The organism is Amycolatopsis sp. NBC_01307 (assembly GCF_035975215.1).
Taxonomy (GTDB): domain Bacteria; phylum Actinomycetota; class Actinomycetes; order Mycobacteriales; family Pseudonocardiaceae; genus Amycolatopsis.
The window spans coordinates 1,078,517-1,092,389 of sequence record NZ_CP108403.1; the positions used below are offsets into that span (position 1 = coordinate 1,078,517).

Sequence of the window (13,873 nt, forward strand, 5' to 3'; positions counted from 1 at the left end):
GCCCACCACGAAGGGAAACCCGATGCGCTTCGGCATCATGTTCTTCGCCGCTCCCGACGGTGCGGCCGCCTCCGAAACCTTCGACACCATGTTCGCCGCCGCGAAACTGGCCGACCGGGGCGGGCTGAGCGCCGTCTGGACGCCGGAACGGCACTTCGACCGGTTCGGCGGCGTCTTCCCGAACCCCGCGCTGACGAGCGCGGCGCTCGCCATGACGACGGATTCGCTGCAGTTGCGCGCCGGCAGCCTGATCTCGCCGCTGCACAACACCGTCCGGATGGCCGAAGAGTGGTCCGTGGTGGACAACCTCTCCCGCGGCCGGGCCGCGGTGTCGTTCGGCGCGGGCTGGAACGTCAACGACTTCGTGCTGAGCCCGCAGACCTACGCCGACCGGCGGGACGTCATGCTCGCGCAGCTCGACGACCTGCGACGGCTGTGGCGTGGCGAGGCGATCGAGCTGCCCAACGGGCTGGGGCACCCGGTGCCGGTGCGCCTGTTCCCCCGGCCGGTCCAGCCGGAGCTGCCGATCTGGCTGACGTCGTCGGGCAACCCGCAGACGTTCGTGGACGCCGGCGCCCGCGGCACGAACGTCCTGACGCACCTGATCGGGCAGGACGTCGACCAGCTCACGGCGAAGATCAAGCTGTACCGCGAGGCCCGGGCCGGGACCGGGCTCGATCCCGCCACCGGCGTCGTCTCGCTGATGCTGCACACCCACCTGGCCGACGACGAAGCCGAAGCCGAAGCGACGACGAGAACACCGTTCCGCGAGTACCTCCGCTCGGCGGTTTCCCTGGAGACCAAGGCGGCGAAGGGCGGCGGCACCATCAGCGGCGGCCACCGGATGCCGGCCGAGGACCTGCCGGACGACGTCGTCGAAGACCTGCTCGACCTGACCTGCGACCGCTACCTGCGGGACGGGTCGCTGATCGGCTCGCCGGAAAGCTGCCGGACCGTCGTCGAACGCTTCGCGGCGGCGGGGGTGGACGAAGTCGCGTGCCTGGTCGACTTCGGCCTGAGCGCGGAGCGGATCCTCGCCGGGCTCCCGCCGCTGATCACCCTCGCGCGGCACTTCTCCCGGACCCGGCCTTGACCAGCTCGCGCGTCCGGCCGGCCCCGGCGCGGTTCAAGGCCTACCGGTTCCGCCAGGCCAGCCGGCTCGACCTGCTGGCGAAGCTGCCGGCGGACCTGCGCTTCGAGATGGAGGTCGTGTCGCACATCCTGCCCTTCCGGATCAACGACTTCGTCCTCAACGAGCTGATCGACTGGGCGGACCCGCCCGCCGACCCGCTGTTCCGGCTGCTGTTCCCGCACCGGGACATGCTTTCCCCCGAGCACTACGCCGCGATGTCCGAGCTGGTGCGGCTGGGCGCGCCGGCCGCGGAGATCCAGGCGCTGGCGCGGAAGATCCGGGAGGAGCTCAACCCGCACCCCGCCGGGCAGCAGACGCTGAACGTGCCGTCGCTCGAGGGCGACGCGCTGCCCGGGATGCAGCACAAGTACGCCAACACCGTGCTGTTCTTCCCCTCCGCGGGCCAGACGTGCCACTCGTACTGCGCTTTCTGCTTCCGCTGGCCGCAGTTCGTCGGCGCCGAAGACCGGTTCTCCGCGCCGGACAGCACGGCGTTGCGCGCCTACCTGCGCGCGCACCCCGAGGTGTCCGACGTCCTGGTGACCGGCGGCGACCCGATGGTCATGCGGACCCACCGGCTGGCCGGGTACCTCGACCCGCTCCTGGCGGACCCCGGGCTGGAGCACGTGCGGACCATCCGGATCGGCACCAAGGCGCTCACCTTCTGGCCGCACCGCTTCGTCCTGGACGACGACGCCGGCGAGCTGCTGGCGCTGTTCCGGCGGATCGTCGCCGGCGGCCGGCACCTCGCGGTGATGGCCCACCTCGACCACTGGCGGGAGATGGAGGACCCGCTGTTCGCCGAGGCCGTGCGCCGGATCCGCGAGACGGGGGCGGTGATCCGCAGCCAGGCGCCGGTCCTCGCGCGCGTCAACGACGACCCGCGGGTGTGGTCCCGGATGTGGGAACGGCAGGTGGCACTGGGCATCGTGCCCTACTACATGTTCGTCGAGCGCGACACCGGGGCACGCAACCACTTCGAGGTGCCGTTGGTGCGCACGTGGCGGATCTACGCCGACGCCGTCAGCGCGGTGTCCGGCCTGGCCCGCACCGCGCGCGGCCCCAGCATGAGCTGCGGCCCGGGCAAGGTGGAGATCCAGGGCGTCGCCGAAGTCCACGGCGAGCGGGTGTTCGTCCTGCGGTTCATCCAGGCCCGCGACCCCCGCTGGACACAGCAGCCGTTCTTCGCGGCGTACGACCCCACCGCCACCTGGTTCGACGCCCTGCGCCCGGCCTTCGGCGAGCGGGAGTTCTTCTTCAGCCGGGAGTACGCGGCGATGACCGGAGCGGGAAGCTGAGGTCTCCGGCCCGGGATCTTCAGTGGCACAGCAGGGAAGAGCCGCGTTCGGAGAGTTCGTGGAGGGCCGAGCCGCGTGATCGGCCCGTCGTGAGGCGGGCTTCGGTCAGCCTGCCGCCTCTTTCGTGCGCTCCAGCTCGAACCGCGCGCCGATGCGGTCCAAGATCGCCAGGGACCGGCGGAATGCGGCGGCGTCACCGGTGAACCTCCTGGAGCACGACGTGTACCTCAGCTGGTGGTGACACCGAGCGGGTACGACACGAAGGTCAATCGGTGCTGAAGCACTGGCTGGGCAACGACTTCCCGTTCCGCAAGCCGTATTTCTCCAACCGGCAAATCCCCGGCTGACGCTCCGGCCCGGGAACTTCAGTGGCACAGCAGGGAAGAGCCGCGTTCGGAGAGTTCGTGGAAGGCCGAGCCGCGTGATCGGCCCGTCGTCACCAGGCCCGCTCCGCGCAGCACCGACGTGTGCTGGCTCGCGCTGGCCAGTGAGATGCCCGCCGCGCGGGCCAGTTCGGTGGTGTTCACCCGGGGGAGGGTCGCGATGACGCGCAGGACCTCGGCGCGGGTGTTGCCGAGCAGGGTGTTGAGCGAGCGGTCGCACCCGGTGGCGGGCTCGGTCGCCCAGCCGGGCTCCGGGGCGATGGGGTAGACGAGCACCGGCCGGTCCGGCTGACGCAGCAGCGTGATCGGGCCCGGCCAGCAGAACAGCGACGGCACCAGCGTCAGCCCGGCGCCGCCGAGGACCAGGTCCTGCTCGACGGGGTAGGCCAGTTCGAGGACCGGGGCGCGCCAGCGGGCCGACGGGTGCAGGGTGGCCAGGACGGCCTCGAAACCCCGGGTGACAGCCAGTTCCGCCCGCTTCCGGCGGTCGGCGCGGATGTGGCGGCGGATGGTTTCCCAGTGCGGCTTCACGGCCGCGTCGTGGTAGGTCGTCAGCGCGTCCCCGAGCAGGTTCAGGGCCGGCACGTTGCCGTCGGCCAGGTCCGCCGGCCAGGACGCGACCCGGGTGCCGGACGCGAGCTGGGCGATGTCGGCGCGCAGCCTCTCGCGCGGCGTGCTGAGGACGAGGTCCAGCCCGGTGCCGAAGTCGGCGACGTCCCCGGACGGCGTGAGGAAGTCGGGGGAGTACCCGGTCGGCCGGCTCAGCGTGCGCAGCACACCGGCCGGGCGGGCGAGGCGCGCCGGCAGGCCGCGCCGCCAGCCGCGGAAGCGCAGGTCGGCCGGTGCCGGCGTCGTCAGGTGCAGGCTGAGCAGTACCTCCCACATCGGGTCGGGCTCGGCGAGGATCCGCACGCGCACGAGGTCGGCGTCGGTGAAGTGGATGCGAAGCATGAATCCCCCAGTTGGTGACAACCCGACCATATGGTGCGGCGACGCCTGAACGCTGTACGTTTCCTGTACGTGGGCGTATCGCGTTCCACCTGCGAATTCGTCGAAACTTCGGCGGTCCGACCGGCAGAATCCGGCGACGATCGGCAGGAACAGGGGAAGACTTGCGAGGGGGCCGATGACGCTGGGGGAGCGGCTGCTGGCGTACCGGCGGCGAGCCGGGATCAGCCAGCAGGAGCTGGCCGGGCTCGCCGGGGTCAGCGTGCGGACGTTGCGGGACATCGAGCGGGGCGAGGTGCGCCGGCCGCACGCGCGGTCGCTGGCGAAGCTCCTGGAGGTCACCGGGCTGGCGGACAACAGCCCCGCGCCCGGCGAGCGGGCCGGCGGGTTCCGCGTCGAGGTGCTGGGCCCGCTGGCGGTGCGGCGGGACGGCCGTGAGGTACCGCTCGGCTCGGTGATGCAGGCCCGGCTGCTGGGGCTGCTCACGCTGCGCGCCAACCAGGTGGTGTCCCGCGCGGACGTCGTGGAGTTCCTGTGGGGCGAGCGGTCCCCGGAGTCGTCGGTGAACCTCGTCCAGACCTACGTCTCGCGGCTGCGGAAGTTCTTCGCCGGCCTGGACGCCGATCCTGGGCTGGTGACCCGCGTCGGGCCGGGGTACCGCCTCGGCCTGGCACCCGGGCAGAGCGACCTGCTGGAGTTAGCCGAAACCCTGGCGCAGGCCCAGGAAGACCGCCGGGCGGGCGATTCCGCCGCGGCCGTGCGGTCCTACCGGTCGGCGCTGGAGCTGTGGCGCGGTCAGGTCCTGGACGGCGTCCTGCTGCCCGCGGCCCCGCACCCGGTGGTCGTCGCGGTCACCCAGCAGCGCCTCAAGGCCGTGCTCGACTACGCGGATCTCGCGGTGCCGCTCGGCCACCACGACGACGTCCTCGACCGGCTGCGGGAAGCGGCCTTCGCCGACCCGCTGCACGAGGGACTGACGGAGCGGATCATGCGGGCGCTGGCCGCCTCGGGGCAGCGGGCGGCCGCGGTCCAGGTCTTCCTCGCCTTCCGCGGCCGGCTCCGGGAGAACCTCGGCCTCGAGCCGGGTCCCGAACTGCAGCGCACCTACCTGCACAGCATCCGCGAGGAACCGGGCACGCCGACCCCGGCGCTGCTCAGCCGCCGCTCCGGGACCCCGGCCGCGCCCATCCCCGCCGAGCTGCCGCCCGACCCGTCGCGGTTCATCGGCCGGGACGCGCAGCTGCGGCAACTCGACGAGTTCGTGTTCGACGCCGCGCCGCACGCCTCGGCCCGCGTCGTCGTCCTCAGCGGCACCGCGGGCGTCGGGAAGTCGGCGCTGGCCGTGCGGTGGGCGCACCGGATGCGCCACCGCTTCCCGGACGGGCAGCTGCACGCCGGGCTCAACGGCTTCTCCACGGTCGGCACCCGGTCGGCGGGCGAGGTGGTGGCCGCGTTCCTCACCTCGCTCGGCGTCGCGCCCGCCACCATCCCGGTCGACCTCGACGCCCGGGTCGCCCTCTTCCGCTCGGTGCTGGCCGACCGCCGGATGCTGCTGGTGCTGGACGACGCCGTCAGCCCCGACCACGTGCGCCCGCTCATCGCCGCCAGCCCGCACTGCGCTGTGCTCGTGACGAGCCGCAACAGCCTGGCCGCGCTCACCCTGCACGTCGACGCGCTGCTGGTCGAGCTCGACGTGGTCTCCCGCGGCGAAGCCATCGCGCTGCTGCGGGCGTCGTGCGAGCGGGAGGCGGCCGAAGCCTCGCCCGGGGCGCTGGCGGAGCTGGCCCGGCTGTGCGCCCACCTGCCGCTCGCGCTGCGGATCGCCGCCGCCAACATCGCCGGCCGGAAGACGGTCGCGGAGTACCTGACCGTCCTGACCGAAGGCGATCGGCTCGCCGGGCTCTCCCTGGGCGGCGACAGCCGGTCCGCGGTGCTGACGGCCTTCGAGATGTCCTACGCCGCGCTCCCGCCGGAGACGGCCCGGCTGTTCCGGCTGCTGGGGTCGCTGCCCGGAGCCGACGCCGGGATGCCGGCCATCGCCGCGCTGGCCGGCGCCGGCGTGGACGACGCGGCGCGGATGGTCGACCGGCTGGTCGCCGCGCACCTGGTGCAACGACGGCCGGGTGGCCGGTTCCAGACCCACGACCTGCTCCGCCTGTTCGCCGGGCAGCGCAGCGCCCGCGCCGACGAGGAAGCGGACCGGGCGGCGGCGCTCGAGCGGTTGTTCGACTACTACCTGGAGACCGCCACGCAGGCGACCGCGAGGCTGTACCCGGGCATGCTGCGGCTCTCGGAGCTGCGCCAGTACCCGCCGTCGCCCTGGCGGGAACGAGATGAGCCCGGGGTCTGGCTGACCGCCGAACGCGCGAACTTCGCCGCCGTCGTGGCCCACGCCGTCGACCACGGCCCGCAAGGCGTGGCCTGGCAGCTGATCGACGTGCTCCGCGGCCACCTCTGGCGCACCTACGACCCGTCGTCGTGGTGCGCGCTGGCGCTGGCCGGGCTGGACGCGGCGCGCCGGGAGGGCAACCGGGCCGCCGAGGCCGCGATGCACTACAGCCTGGGCGCGGCGCACCGCTACGGCCTGCGCGACCTGGCGGCCTCCCGGCAGCACCTCGACCAGGCCCAGCGGATGCTCCGGGAACTGGGCGACACCACCGGCTGCGCCGCGGCGCTGGACAGCCTGGGCATGGTGCTGCACGAGGCCGGCGAGTCCGCCCCGGGCCTGGCGGCGCTGGAGACGTCGCTGGAGCTGTGCCGCGAGGCGGGGTTCGTGGTGGGCCAGGCGAAGGTGCTCGGCAACGTCGGTTTCGTCCTGGCCACGATGGGCCGCACCGAGGAGGCCAGGCAGCGCTTGGCCGAAGCGGCCGCGTTCGCCGCGCGGCTCGGTGATCGTCACCTCGAAGCGACGGTCCAGCACAACCTGGGTTACGCGCGGGCGTGCGACGGGCGGTTCATCGAGGCCGAGCGCAGCTACCAGCAGGCCCTGCTGATCCGGGAGGACATCGGCGACGCCGAAGGCCGCGCGTCGACGCTGGAGAAGATCGGCACGTTGCTGCACGACACGGGCAACCCCGCGCAGGGAACGCGGTACTGGGAGGCGGCCCTGGTGGTCTTCGACGACCTGTCCCACCCGAAGGCGGCCGAGGTCCGCGCCCGGCTCGGCCAGTACTGACGGGCCGCTTCGACCAGGCGTGCGACGATCTGCGGGGAACCCGGATCGGACTAAGGAGCCTCGGACCTTGCCTGTGGTGCACGCTCTGTGGTCTCCGGGCCGGGGGCTGCTGCTGTGGGCGGAGCACGACCGGCGCCCGGCCGGTACGTCGAGCCGGTCGGCGCGGATCGCGTTGCCGCATCCCTTCGCGGTCTCCAGCGCGCAGCTGACCGCGCTGCACCCCGGCAAACCCACGTCGGCGACGCTGCTGCTGCCGTCGCGGGCGAGCCGGCCGCTCGCCTCCACCGAGCAGGCTGCGGGTCAGCGGCGTGGCCCGGCGCCGTCGTTGCGGCCGTGGTCGGTGCCGGCGTTGATCGTGGACGCGACCGAGCTGGACGACCTCGACGACGCCGCCTCGTACGGCGAATCCGTCACCTACCTGCGCGCGGTGGCCCGCCTGGCCGCGGATCTGGTGCGGCGCGGGCGGGTGCTGCCGACGCTGCTCCGCCAGGGCGACGCGGCCGAGGCCCGGTGGCGCCCGGTGCTGCAAGGCGTCGACTTCGTCGCGTTCGACGCGCTGGTCGCGGCCATGCCGCCGGTCGGACGGGCCGAGCAGGTCGCGCCGCTCACCGGGGCCTCGCCGCGCGCGCTCGTCACCGATGCCCTTCACACCCTGGTCGACACGGCGGTCCGGGACCGGCTCGCGCGCGCGGAGCCGCCCGTCGACCTGCGCGGGGGCCGGGGCGCGGCCGGGGTGTGGCTGGCCGCGTTGCAGGGCGGCGGTCCCCGCGTCGAGCTGCCGCTGGGTGAGCTGGGTGTGCTGGCCGAGGCCGTCGCGAAGTGGGACGAGGTCGCCGACACCGACGTCGTCGACGGCCGGGCGTGTTTCCGGCTGGCCGAAACCGGCACCCTGCGTCGACCGGCCGACGCCGATCCCGACGACCAGACCGGCGACGGCACCAAGTGGCAGCTGCGGTTCCTCCTGCGCGCGACGGCCGATCCGAGCCTGCTGCTCTCGGCGGGGCAGATCTGGTCGGGCGAGGCGCACGGGCTGGTCCGGGACCCGAAGGGGCTGCTCGTCGCCGAACTGGGCCGGGCCGCGCTGGTCGAACCGATGCTGGCGCCGGCGTTGCGCCGGACGCAGCCGGCCGAGTACGACCTGACCGTCGAGGAAGCCGAACGGTTCCTCACCTCGGGTGCGACCCGGCTGATCGAGGCCGGGTTCGAAGTGCAGCTCCCGGCCTCCTGGGACGGCAGGCGCCGGCTCGGGCTGCGGCTGTCGGTCCGCAGCACGCCGTCCGAGCAGGTCGTCACCCGCAACCGGGTGGGCCGCGACGAGCTGGCCACGTTCCGCTGGACGATCGCGGTGGGCGACGTCGAAATCGGCCGGGAAGAACTGGCCACCCTCGTCGCGGCGAAGACCCCGCTGGTGCGGCTGCGGGGGAGGTGGATCAGCGTCGACGCCGATCGCCTGCGCGCCGGTCTCGAGTTCCTGCGCCGCGACCCGCACCGGCACACCGAGCCCCCGACCGGGGCCGAGCTGCTGGAGCTGGTGCACCTCGCGCGGGAGGCGCCGCTCCCGGTCACCGCCGTCAGCGCCGACGGCTGGGTCGGGGACGTCCTGGCCGGGCGGGTCGAGGAGGCCCTGCGGCCGGTCGAGCTGCCGCCGTCGTTCCGGGCCACGTTGCGCCCCTACCAGCAGCGGGGTGTCGCCTGGCTGGCGTTCATGGCGGAGCTGGGGCTCGGGGCGTGCCTGGCCGACGACATGGGTCTCGGCAAGACCGTCCAGACGCTGGCGCTCGAGGCGCTGGAGCGGGCCGCGGGCGAGCACCGGCCGACGCTGGTGCTGTGCCCGATGTCGCTGGTCGGCATGTGGCAGCGGGAGGCGGCGACCTTCGCGCCGGGCCTGCGGGTCCACGCCCACCACGGCAGCGCCCGCGCGCACGGCGACGCGCTCGCCGAGCAGGTCGCCGCGGCCGACCTCGTCGTCACGACCTACGCCACCGCCGCCCGTGACGCCGATGAACTCGAGAAGGTCACCTGGCGGCGCCTGGTGCTCGACGAAGCGCACGCCATCAAGAACGCCGACACCGCGACGGCCAAGGCGGTGCGGCGGTTCACGGCCGGGCACCGGCTCGCGCTGACCGGCACCCCGGTGGAGAACCGGCTGGCGGACCTGTGGTCGGTGCTGGACCTGCTCAACCCCGGGCTGCTCGGCAGCCGGTTCGAGTTCCGGCAACGATTCGCCGTCCCGATCGAGCGGCGGGGCGACACCGACGTGGCCGCCGAGCTGCGGCGGCTCACGCGGCCGTACCTGCTGCGCCGGGTGAAGACCGACCCCGCGATCGTCCCCGAGCTCCCGGAAAAGCTCGAGATCCGGCAGGAGTACCGGCTCACCCGCGAACAGGGCACGCTGTACTGCGCGATCGTCGACGAGATGATGAAGAAGATCGAGAACAGCCAGGGCATCAAGCGCCGCGGCAACGTCCTCGCCGCGATCACGAAGCTCAAGCAGGTCTGCAACCACCCCGCGCACCTGCTGCACGACGGCTCCCCGATCGGGCGTCGCTCCGGCAAGGTCAGCCGCCTCGAAGAGGTCCTGGCGGAGATCCTGGCGTCGGGTGATCGGGTGCTGTGCTTCACGCAGTACACCGAGTTCGGCCACATGCTCGTGCCCCACCTGACCGACCGGCTCGGCGTCGAAGTCGCCTTTTTGCACGGCAGCCTGGCCAAAGGCGCGCGAGACGCGATCGTGGACCGCTTCCAATCCGGCGACGGGCCGCGGATCCTGGTGCTCTCGCTCAAAGCGGGCGGCTCCGGGCTCACGCTGACCGCCGCCAGCCAGGTCCTGCACCTGGACCGCTGGTGGAACCCGGCCGTGGAGAACCAGGCCACCGACCGGGCGTTCCGGATCGGCCAGGGCCGCACCGTCCAGGTCCGGAAGTTCGTCTGCCCGGGCACCATCGAGGACCGCATCGACACCCTGATCACCAGGAAGCGCGCGCTCGCGGGCATGGTCGTCGGCGAGGGCGAAAGCCGGCTCACCGAACTGTCCACCGACGCGCTGCGCGGGGTGCTCACCCTGGGGGAGGACGCGATCGATGACTGAACCGCTCCCGTGGTGGCCGACCCGGTTCCTCCGGGCGCTGACGGCGATCGGCGTCCTCTTGCCCGCACCCGGCCGGGGCCGCGTCGTGTCCCTGGAGGTCGGCGCCGGGCGCGTCGAGGCCGAGGTGCGGGACGGCCGCGCGTACCAGGTGCGGATCGGGCTGACGGCGTTCGGGAAGGCGGACTGGGCGGCCATCACCCACGCCCTCGCCGCGAAGGCGTCGGCCACCGTCCTGCTGCTCAGCGGCGAGCTGCCCCGCGACGTCGAGCAGATCTTCACAGCGGTCCGGTTGCCGCTGTTCCCGTCGTCGGCGCGGGAGGTGTCGCTGGACTGCACCTGCCCGGACGCCGAAGTGCCGTGCGGCCACCTGAACGCCGTGTTCGCCGCGCTCGTGGCCCGGGTCGCCGACGACCCGTTCACCGTCCTCGCCCTGCGCGGCCGGAACCGCGAAACGCTGCTGGAGGAGCTGAAGAACCGGCTCATCTCCGCCGAACCGCTCGATCCCGACGACCGGTCGCCGGCCCTGACCGAGGTCATGGACACCTTCTTCGCCGGCGGCCAAGCCCCGGGCCTGGCCGCCGCGGCACCGCTGCACGGACCGCGTACACCGGTCGACGCGCTCCTGGACCAGGCCCCGCCGTTCACGATCACGGCGGGCGGCGAAGACGTCACCGAACTGCTCCGGCCGGCGTACCGGGCACTCGCCGGAGACCCCGGCGCTTAGCTTCGGCAGGCGGTGACGACGGTCCGGCTGCGACACTGTCCGGCATGACGTTCCGGTCGCAGCCCCTGGATCCGGCCTCGTGGCCGGACCTGGAGCGGGTGTTCGCGGGCCGGGCCGGCCGGGGCGACAGCTGCTGGTGCCAGCGGTTCCGGCGGCACGACCAGCCGGACAACCGCGCCGCGCTGCGTCGCGAGGTCGACACCGTCGCGGTGCCGGTGGGGCTCGTCGGGTACGTCGACGACGAACCGGTGGGCTGGACCCGGGTGCAGCCGCGCGCCCTGCTGCCGGGCGTGACGGGGAACCGTGCGGTGCGCCGGCTGCTCGAGGACGATCCGGCGGCGTGGTGGGTCACGTGTTTTGTCGTCCGGCGCGGGCACCGGGGTCACGGTGCCGGCGTTTCCTTGCTGGGCGCCGCCGTCGAGTGGGCCCGGGAGCACGGGGGGTCCGTTGTGGACGGACACCCGGTCGACGTCGCCGCGCTGGCGGCGGTCCCGTCGCCCTCCGCGGTGTTCACCGGCACGGTCGCCATGTTCACCCGGGCGGGGTTCACCGAGATCGGCCGGACGTTCCCGAGCCGGCCGATCATGCGCAAGCGGCTGCGGCCATAGCCGCGTGCTCCCGGGCTCGGGAGCAGGAAGACCGGCGCCGTACCGACCGGGTGGTATGTTGGCGCGGTGATCGAAACGGCGCGCCGGACCTGGCGATTCCTGGAGCCATACCACGGGATGATCTACTTCGCGCCGGAAGCCGCCGCCGCGTACGCGGAGCTCGGCATCACCGGCCGCGCCGGCTACTTCGCGTCGCGGTCGGCGGCGTTCGGCGCGGTCCCGGCGCCGGTCGTGGTCGCGACCTTCTTCAACTTCAACCCGGCCCTCGTCACGGCGTCGATCAGCACCGTCTGGTCCGCCAGCGAGCCGGCCGCGGTCCTCGCCGCCCGTTACGCCGCGGCCGACCAGGCCCTGCGCGGCGTCCTGGGCGACGCGATCGGCTCACCCGGGATGCGCCGGGCCGCCGTACTCCTGCGCGAGGCCGCCGAGACGGTCACCGGCGACGTCACCGGCCGCCCGCTCTTCGCCGCCCACGCGGCGTTGCCGTGGCCCACCGAGCCGCACCTGGTCCTGTGGCACGCGCAGACCCTGCTCCGCGAGCACCGCGGCGACGCGCACGTGGCCGCCCTGCTGACGGCCGGCCTGCGCGGCGTCGAAGCCCTCATCACCCACGCCGCCTCCGGTGCCGTCCCCGCCGAGACCTTGCGCACGTCCCGGGGGTGGTCCGAGGACGACTGGAACCGGGCCGTCACCGGCCTCCGCGAGCGGGACTGGCTCACCGACGACGCCGACCTGACGTTCACCCCCGGCGGCGCCGCCCGCCGAGCGGAGATCGAGAAGGCGACCGACGAGAACAGCGTCGTGCCCTACGCCCACATCGGCGAGCCCGCCTGCGCCGAACTGCAGGCACTGGTGAGCCCGTTCAGCCGGGCACTCGCCGAAAAGCTCATGCCGTGGGCGCTCGCGAGGCAGTAGCCGAGCCGCTGCGTGAATGACTCGTCCGCGAAGTCCTGTCTTCGCGGACGAGTCACCCACCACCCCCTCAGGAGGTGCTGCAGCTGACGCTCGGCCAGTTCCAGTTCCCGTTGTGCTGGATGGTCACCCCGAAGTTGTTGCCGCTGCCGTTGGGTGTCGCGGTCATGACCTGACTGCTCGGCCAGGTGGCGTTGACGTTCCAGGTGGCGATGATCTTCGCGGGGCTCGGCACCGTCATGGTCACCGTCCACGAACTGGCGCCGCTGACCGAGACGTTGAGGTTGTACCGGTCGCTCCAGGACTGGCCGGCCGACAGCGAGGCGCTGCAGCTGCCGCCGCCCGGGGTCGTGGTCGGGGTAGTGGTGCCCGTTGGGGTCGTCGTCGGCGTGGTGGTCGTGCCTCCGGAGTTGAGGACGTTCAGCACCGAGTTGTAGGCGGACTTCTTGTTGCCGTTGCCGTCGAACAGGAGCGGGCTCTCGCCGGAGCGCCACGAGTCGCTGTCACGCACGCCCCACACGGTGATGCCGACGCAGCGCGCGACGTTCACGCACGCCTGGGTCAGCGCCGCGTACTGCGACGTCGACGCGTTCGTGACGTCGACCTCCGTCAGCGCCACGTCGACGCCGAGCGCCGCGAAGCTGGAGATCGTCGTCTGGAGGTTGCCGGGAACCGAGCTGCCGCCGGTGAAGTGGGCCTGCAGGCCGACGCAGTCGATCGGCACGCCGCGGGACTTGAAGTCCCGCACCATGTTGTAGACACCCTGGGTCTTGCCGTAGCTCCAGTTGTCGATGTTGTAGTCGTTGTAACAGAGCTTGGTCGACGGGTCGGCCGCGCGGGCGGTCTTGAACGCGACCTCGATCCAGTCGTTGCCGGTGCTCTGCAGGTTCGACGACCGGCGGCTGCCGTCTTCGTTGAAGGCCTCGTTGACGACGTCCCAGTACGCGAGTTTCCCTTGGTAGTGGGCCATCACCTTCTGGATGTGGTTGATCATCGCGCTGCGCAGCGAGCTGCCGCCCATGTTCTGCATCCAGCCCGGCTGCTGGGCGTGCCAGGCCAGGGTGTGGCCGCGGACCTGGGCGCCGTGGCTGATCGCCCAGTTGTAGATCTGGTCGCCGGAAGAGAAGTTGAACTGGTTCTGGTTCGGCTCGGTCGCGTCCGGCTTCATCTCGTTCTCGGGCGTGACCATGTTGAACTCGCGCGCGGCGAGCGTGGTGTAGGCCGAGTTGCTCAGCTTGCCGGCGGCGATCGCCGTGCCGAAGTACCGGCCGGACTGCGCGGCCGCGGCGCCCAGGGTGCTGGCCGCGGCGTCGGCGCCGGGAGCGGCCACGAGGACGGCGGCCACGGCGGTCACGGTGGTGACTCCGGCCACTACCCGGCCGACCGAGGACCGCCACCACCGGTTGCCGCGCAGGCCTGACGAACTTCCCGCCATCCGAGATCTCCTTCCGGGCTCCCGCCCAGGAGCTGTCCACCTCGGGGTCGAGTCCCCGCCGGCGTTTTCCGGGCCTGGGAACCAAGTCGTCGGTGACCTGGACGAAAATCGACGATGTTCACTGTCCGCGATCAGGAGAGCACGCGGCGCCGAGGCCGGGCAAAGAGTTT

The 13,873-nt window shown here is 72.9% G+C and carries 9 protein-coding genes; 7 read left to right on the forward strand and 2 right to left on the reverse strand.

The window, feature by feature from the left end; genetic code table 11:
• Positions 1-22 precede the first annotated feature (22 nt).
• Together OG439_RS04380 and OG439_RS04385 are read left to right on the forward strand one after the other, a co-directional pair.
• The gene (locus OG439_RS04380) at positions 23-1,093 is read left to right on the forward strand and encodes a MupA/Atu3671 family FMN-dependent luciferase-like monooxygenase (protein WP_326948031.1); all 1,071 of its coding nucleotides are present in this window, start codon (positions 23-25) and stop codon (positions 1,091-1,093) included.
• Positions 1,090-2,430 (forward strand): KamA family radical SAM protein, encoded by a 1,341-nt coding sequence (locus OG439_RS04385; RefSeq protein ID WP_326948032.1) that lies wholly within the window; start codon positions 1,090-1,092, stop codon positions 2,428-2,430. The genes OG439_RS04380 and OG439_RS04385 overlap by 4 nt, the downstream gene beginning before the upstream one ends.
• 365 nt (positions 2,431-2,795) lie before the next feature.
• On the opposite strand, the gene OG439_RS04390 is transcribed toward OG439_RS04385, so the two are convergent.
• Entirely contained in the window at positions 2,796-3,764 is a 969-nt protein-coding gene (locus OG439_RS04390) for an ArsR/SmtB family transcription factor (protein WP_326948033.1), read from the reverse strand.
• 175 nt (positions 3,765-3,939) lie between these two features.
• Between OG439_RS04390 and OG439_RS04395 the strand changes: the two genes are divergently transcribed.
• The 5 genes from OG439_RS04395 to OG439_RS04415 all read left to right on the forward strand — a co-directional run bounded on the left by OG439_RS04395 (position 3,940) and on the right by OG439_RS04415 (position 12,271).
• Positions 3,940-6,936 (forward strand): BTAD domain-containing putative transcriptional regulator, encoded by a 2,997-nt coding sequence (locus OG439_RS04395; RefSeq protein WP_326948034.1) that lies wholly within the window; start codon positions 3,940-3,942, stop codon positions 6,934-6,936.
• A 67-nt stretch (positions 6,937-7,003) separates the two neighbouring features.
• Entirely contained in the window at positions 7,004-10,024 is a 3,021-nt protein-coding gene (locus tag OG439_RS04400; protein WP_326948035.1) for a DEAD/DEAH box helicase, read from the forward strand.
• The gene (locus tag OG439_RS04405) at positions 10,017-10,748 is read left to right on the forward strand and encodes an SWIM zinc finger family protein (protein ID WP_326948036.1); all 732 of its coding nucleotides are present in this window, start codon (positions 10,017-10,019) and stop codon (positions 10,746-10,748) included. Before OG439_RS04400 ends, OG439_RS04405 begins: the two co-directional genes overlap by 8 nt.
• 44 nt (positions 10,749-10,792) lie before the next feature.
• Complete coding sequence (locus OG439_RS04410; protein ID WP_326948037.1) at positions 10,793-11,356, forward strand: GNAT family N-acetyltransferase; 564 nt, start codon at positions 10,793-10,795, stop codon at positions 11,354-11,356.
• Between the two features lie 66 nt (positions 11,357-11,422).
• Positions 11,423-12,271 (forward strand): SCO6745 family protein, encoded by an 849-nt coding sequence (locus tag OG439_RS04415; RefSeq protein WP_326948038.1) that lies wholly within the window; start codon positions 11,423-11,425, stop codon positions 12,269-12,271.
• A gap of 67 nt (positions 12,272-12,338) precedes the next feature.
• Here the strand turns inward: OG439_RS04415 and OG439_RS04420 are convergent, their stop codons facing one another.
• Positions 12,339-13,703 carry an endo-1,4-beta-xylanase gene (locus OG439_RS04420; protein ID WP_326948041.1) on the reverse strand — a complete coding sequence of 455 codons (1,365 nt, stop codon included), beginning with the start codon at positions 13,701-13,703 and terminating at the stop codon, positions 12,339-12,341.
• Between the last annotated feature and the right edge of the window lie 170 nt (positions 13,704-13,873).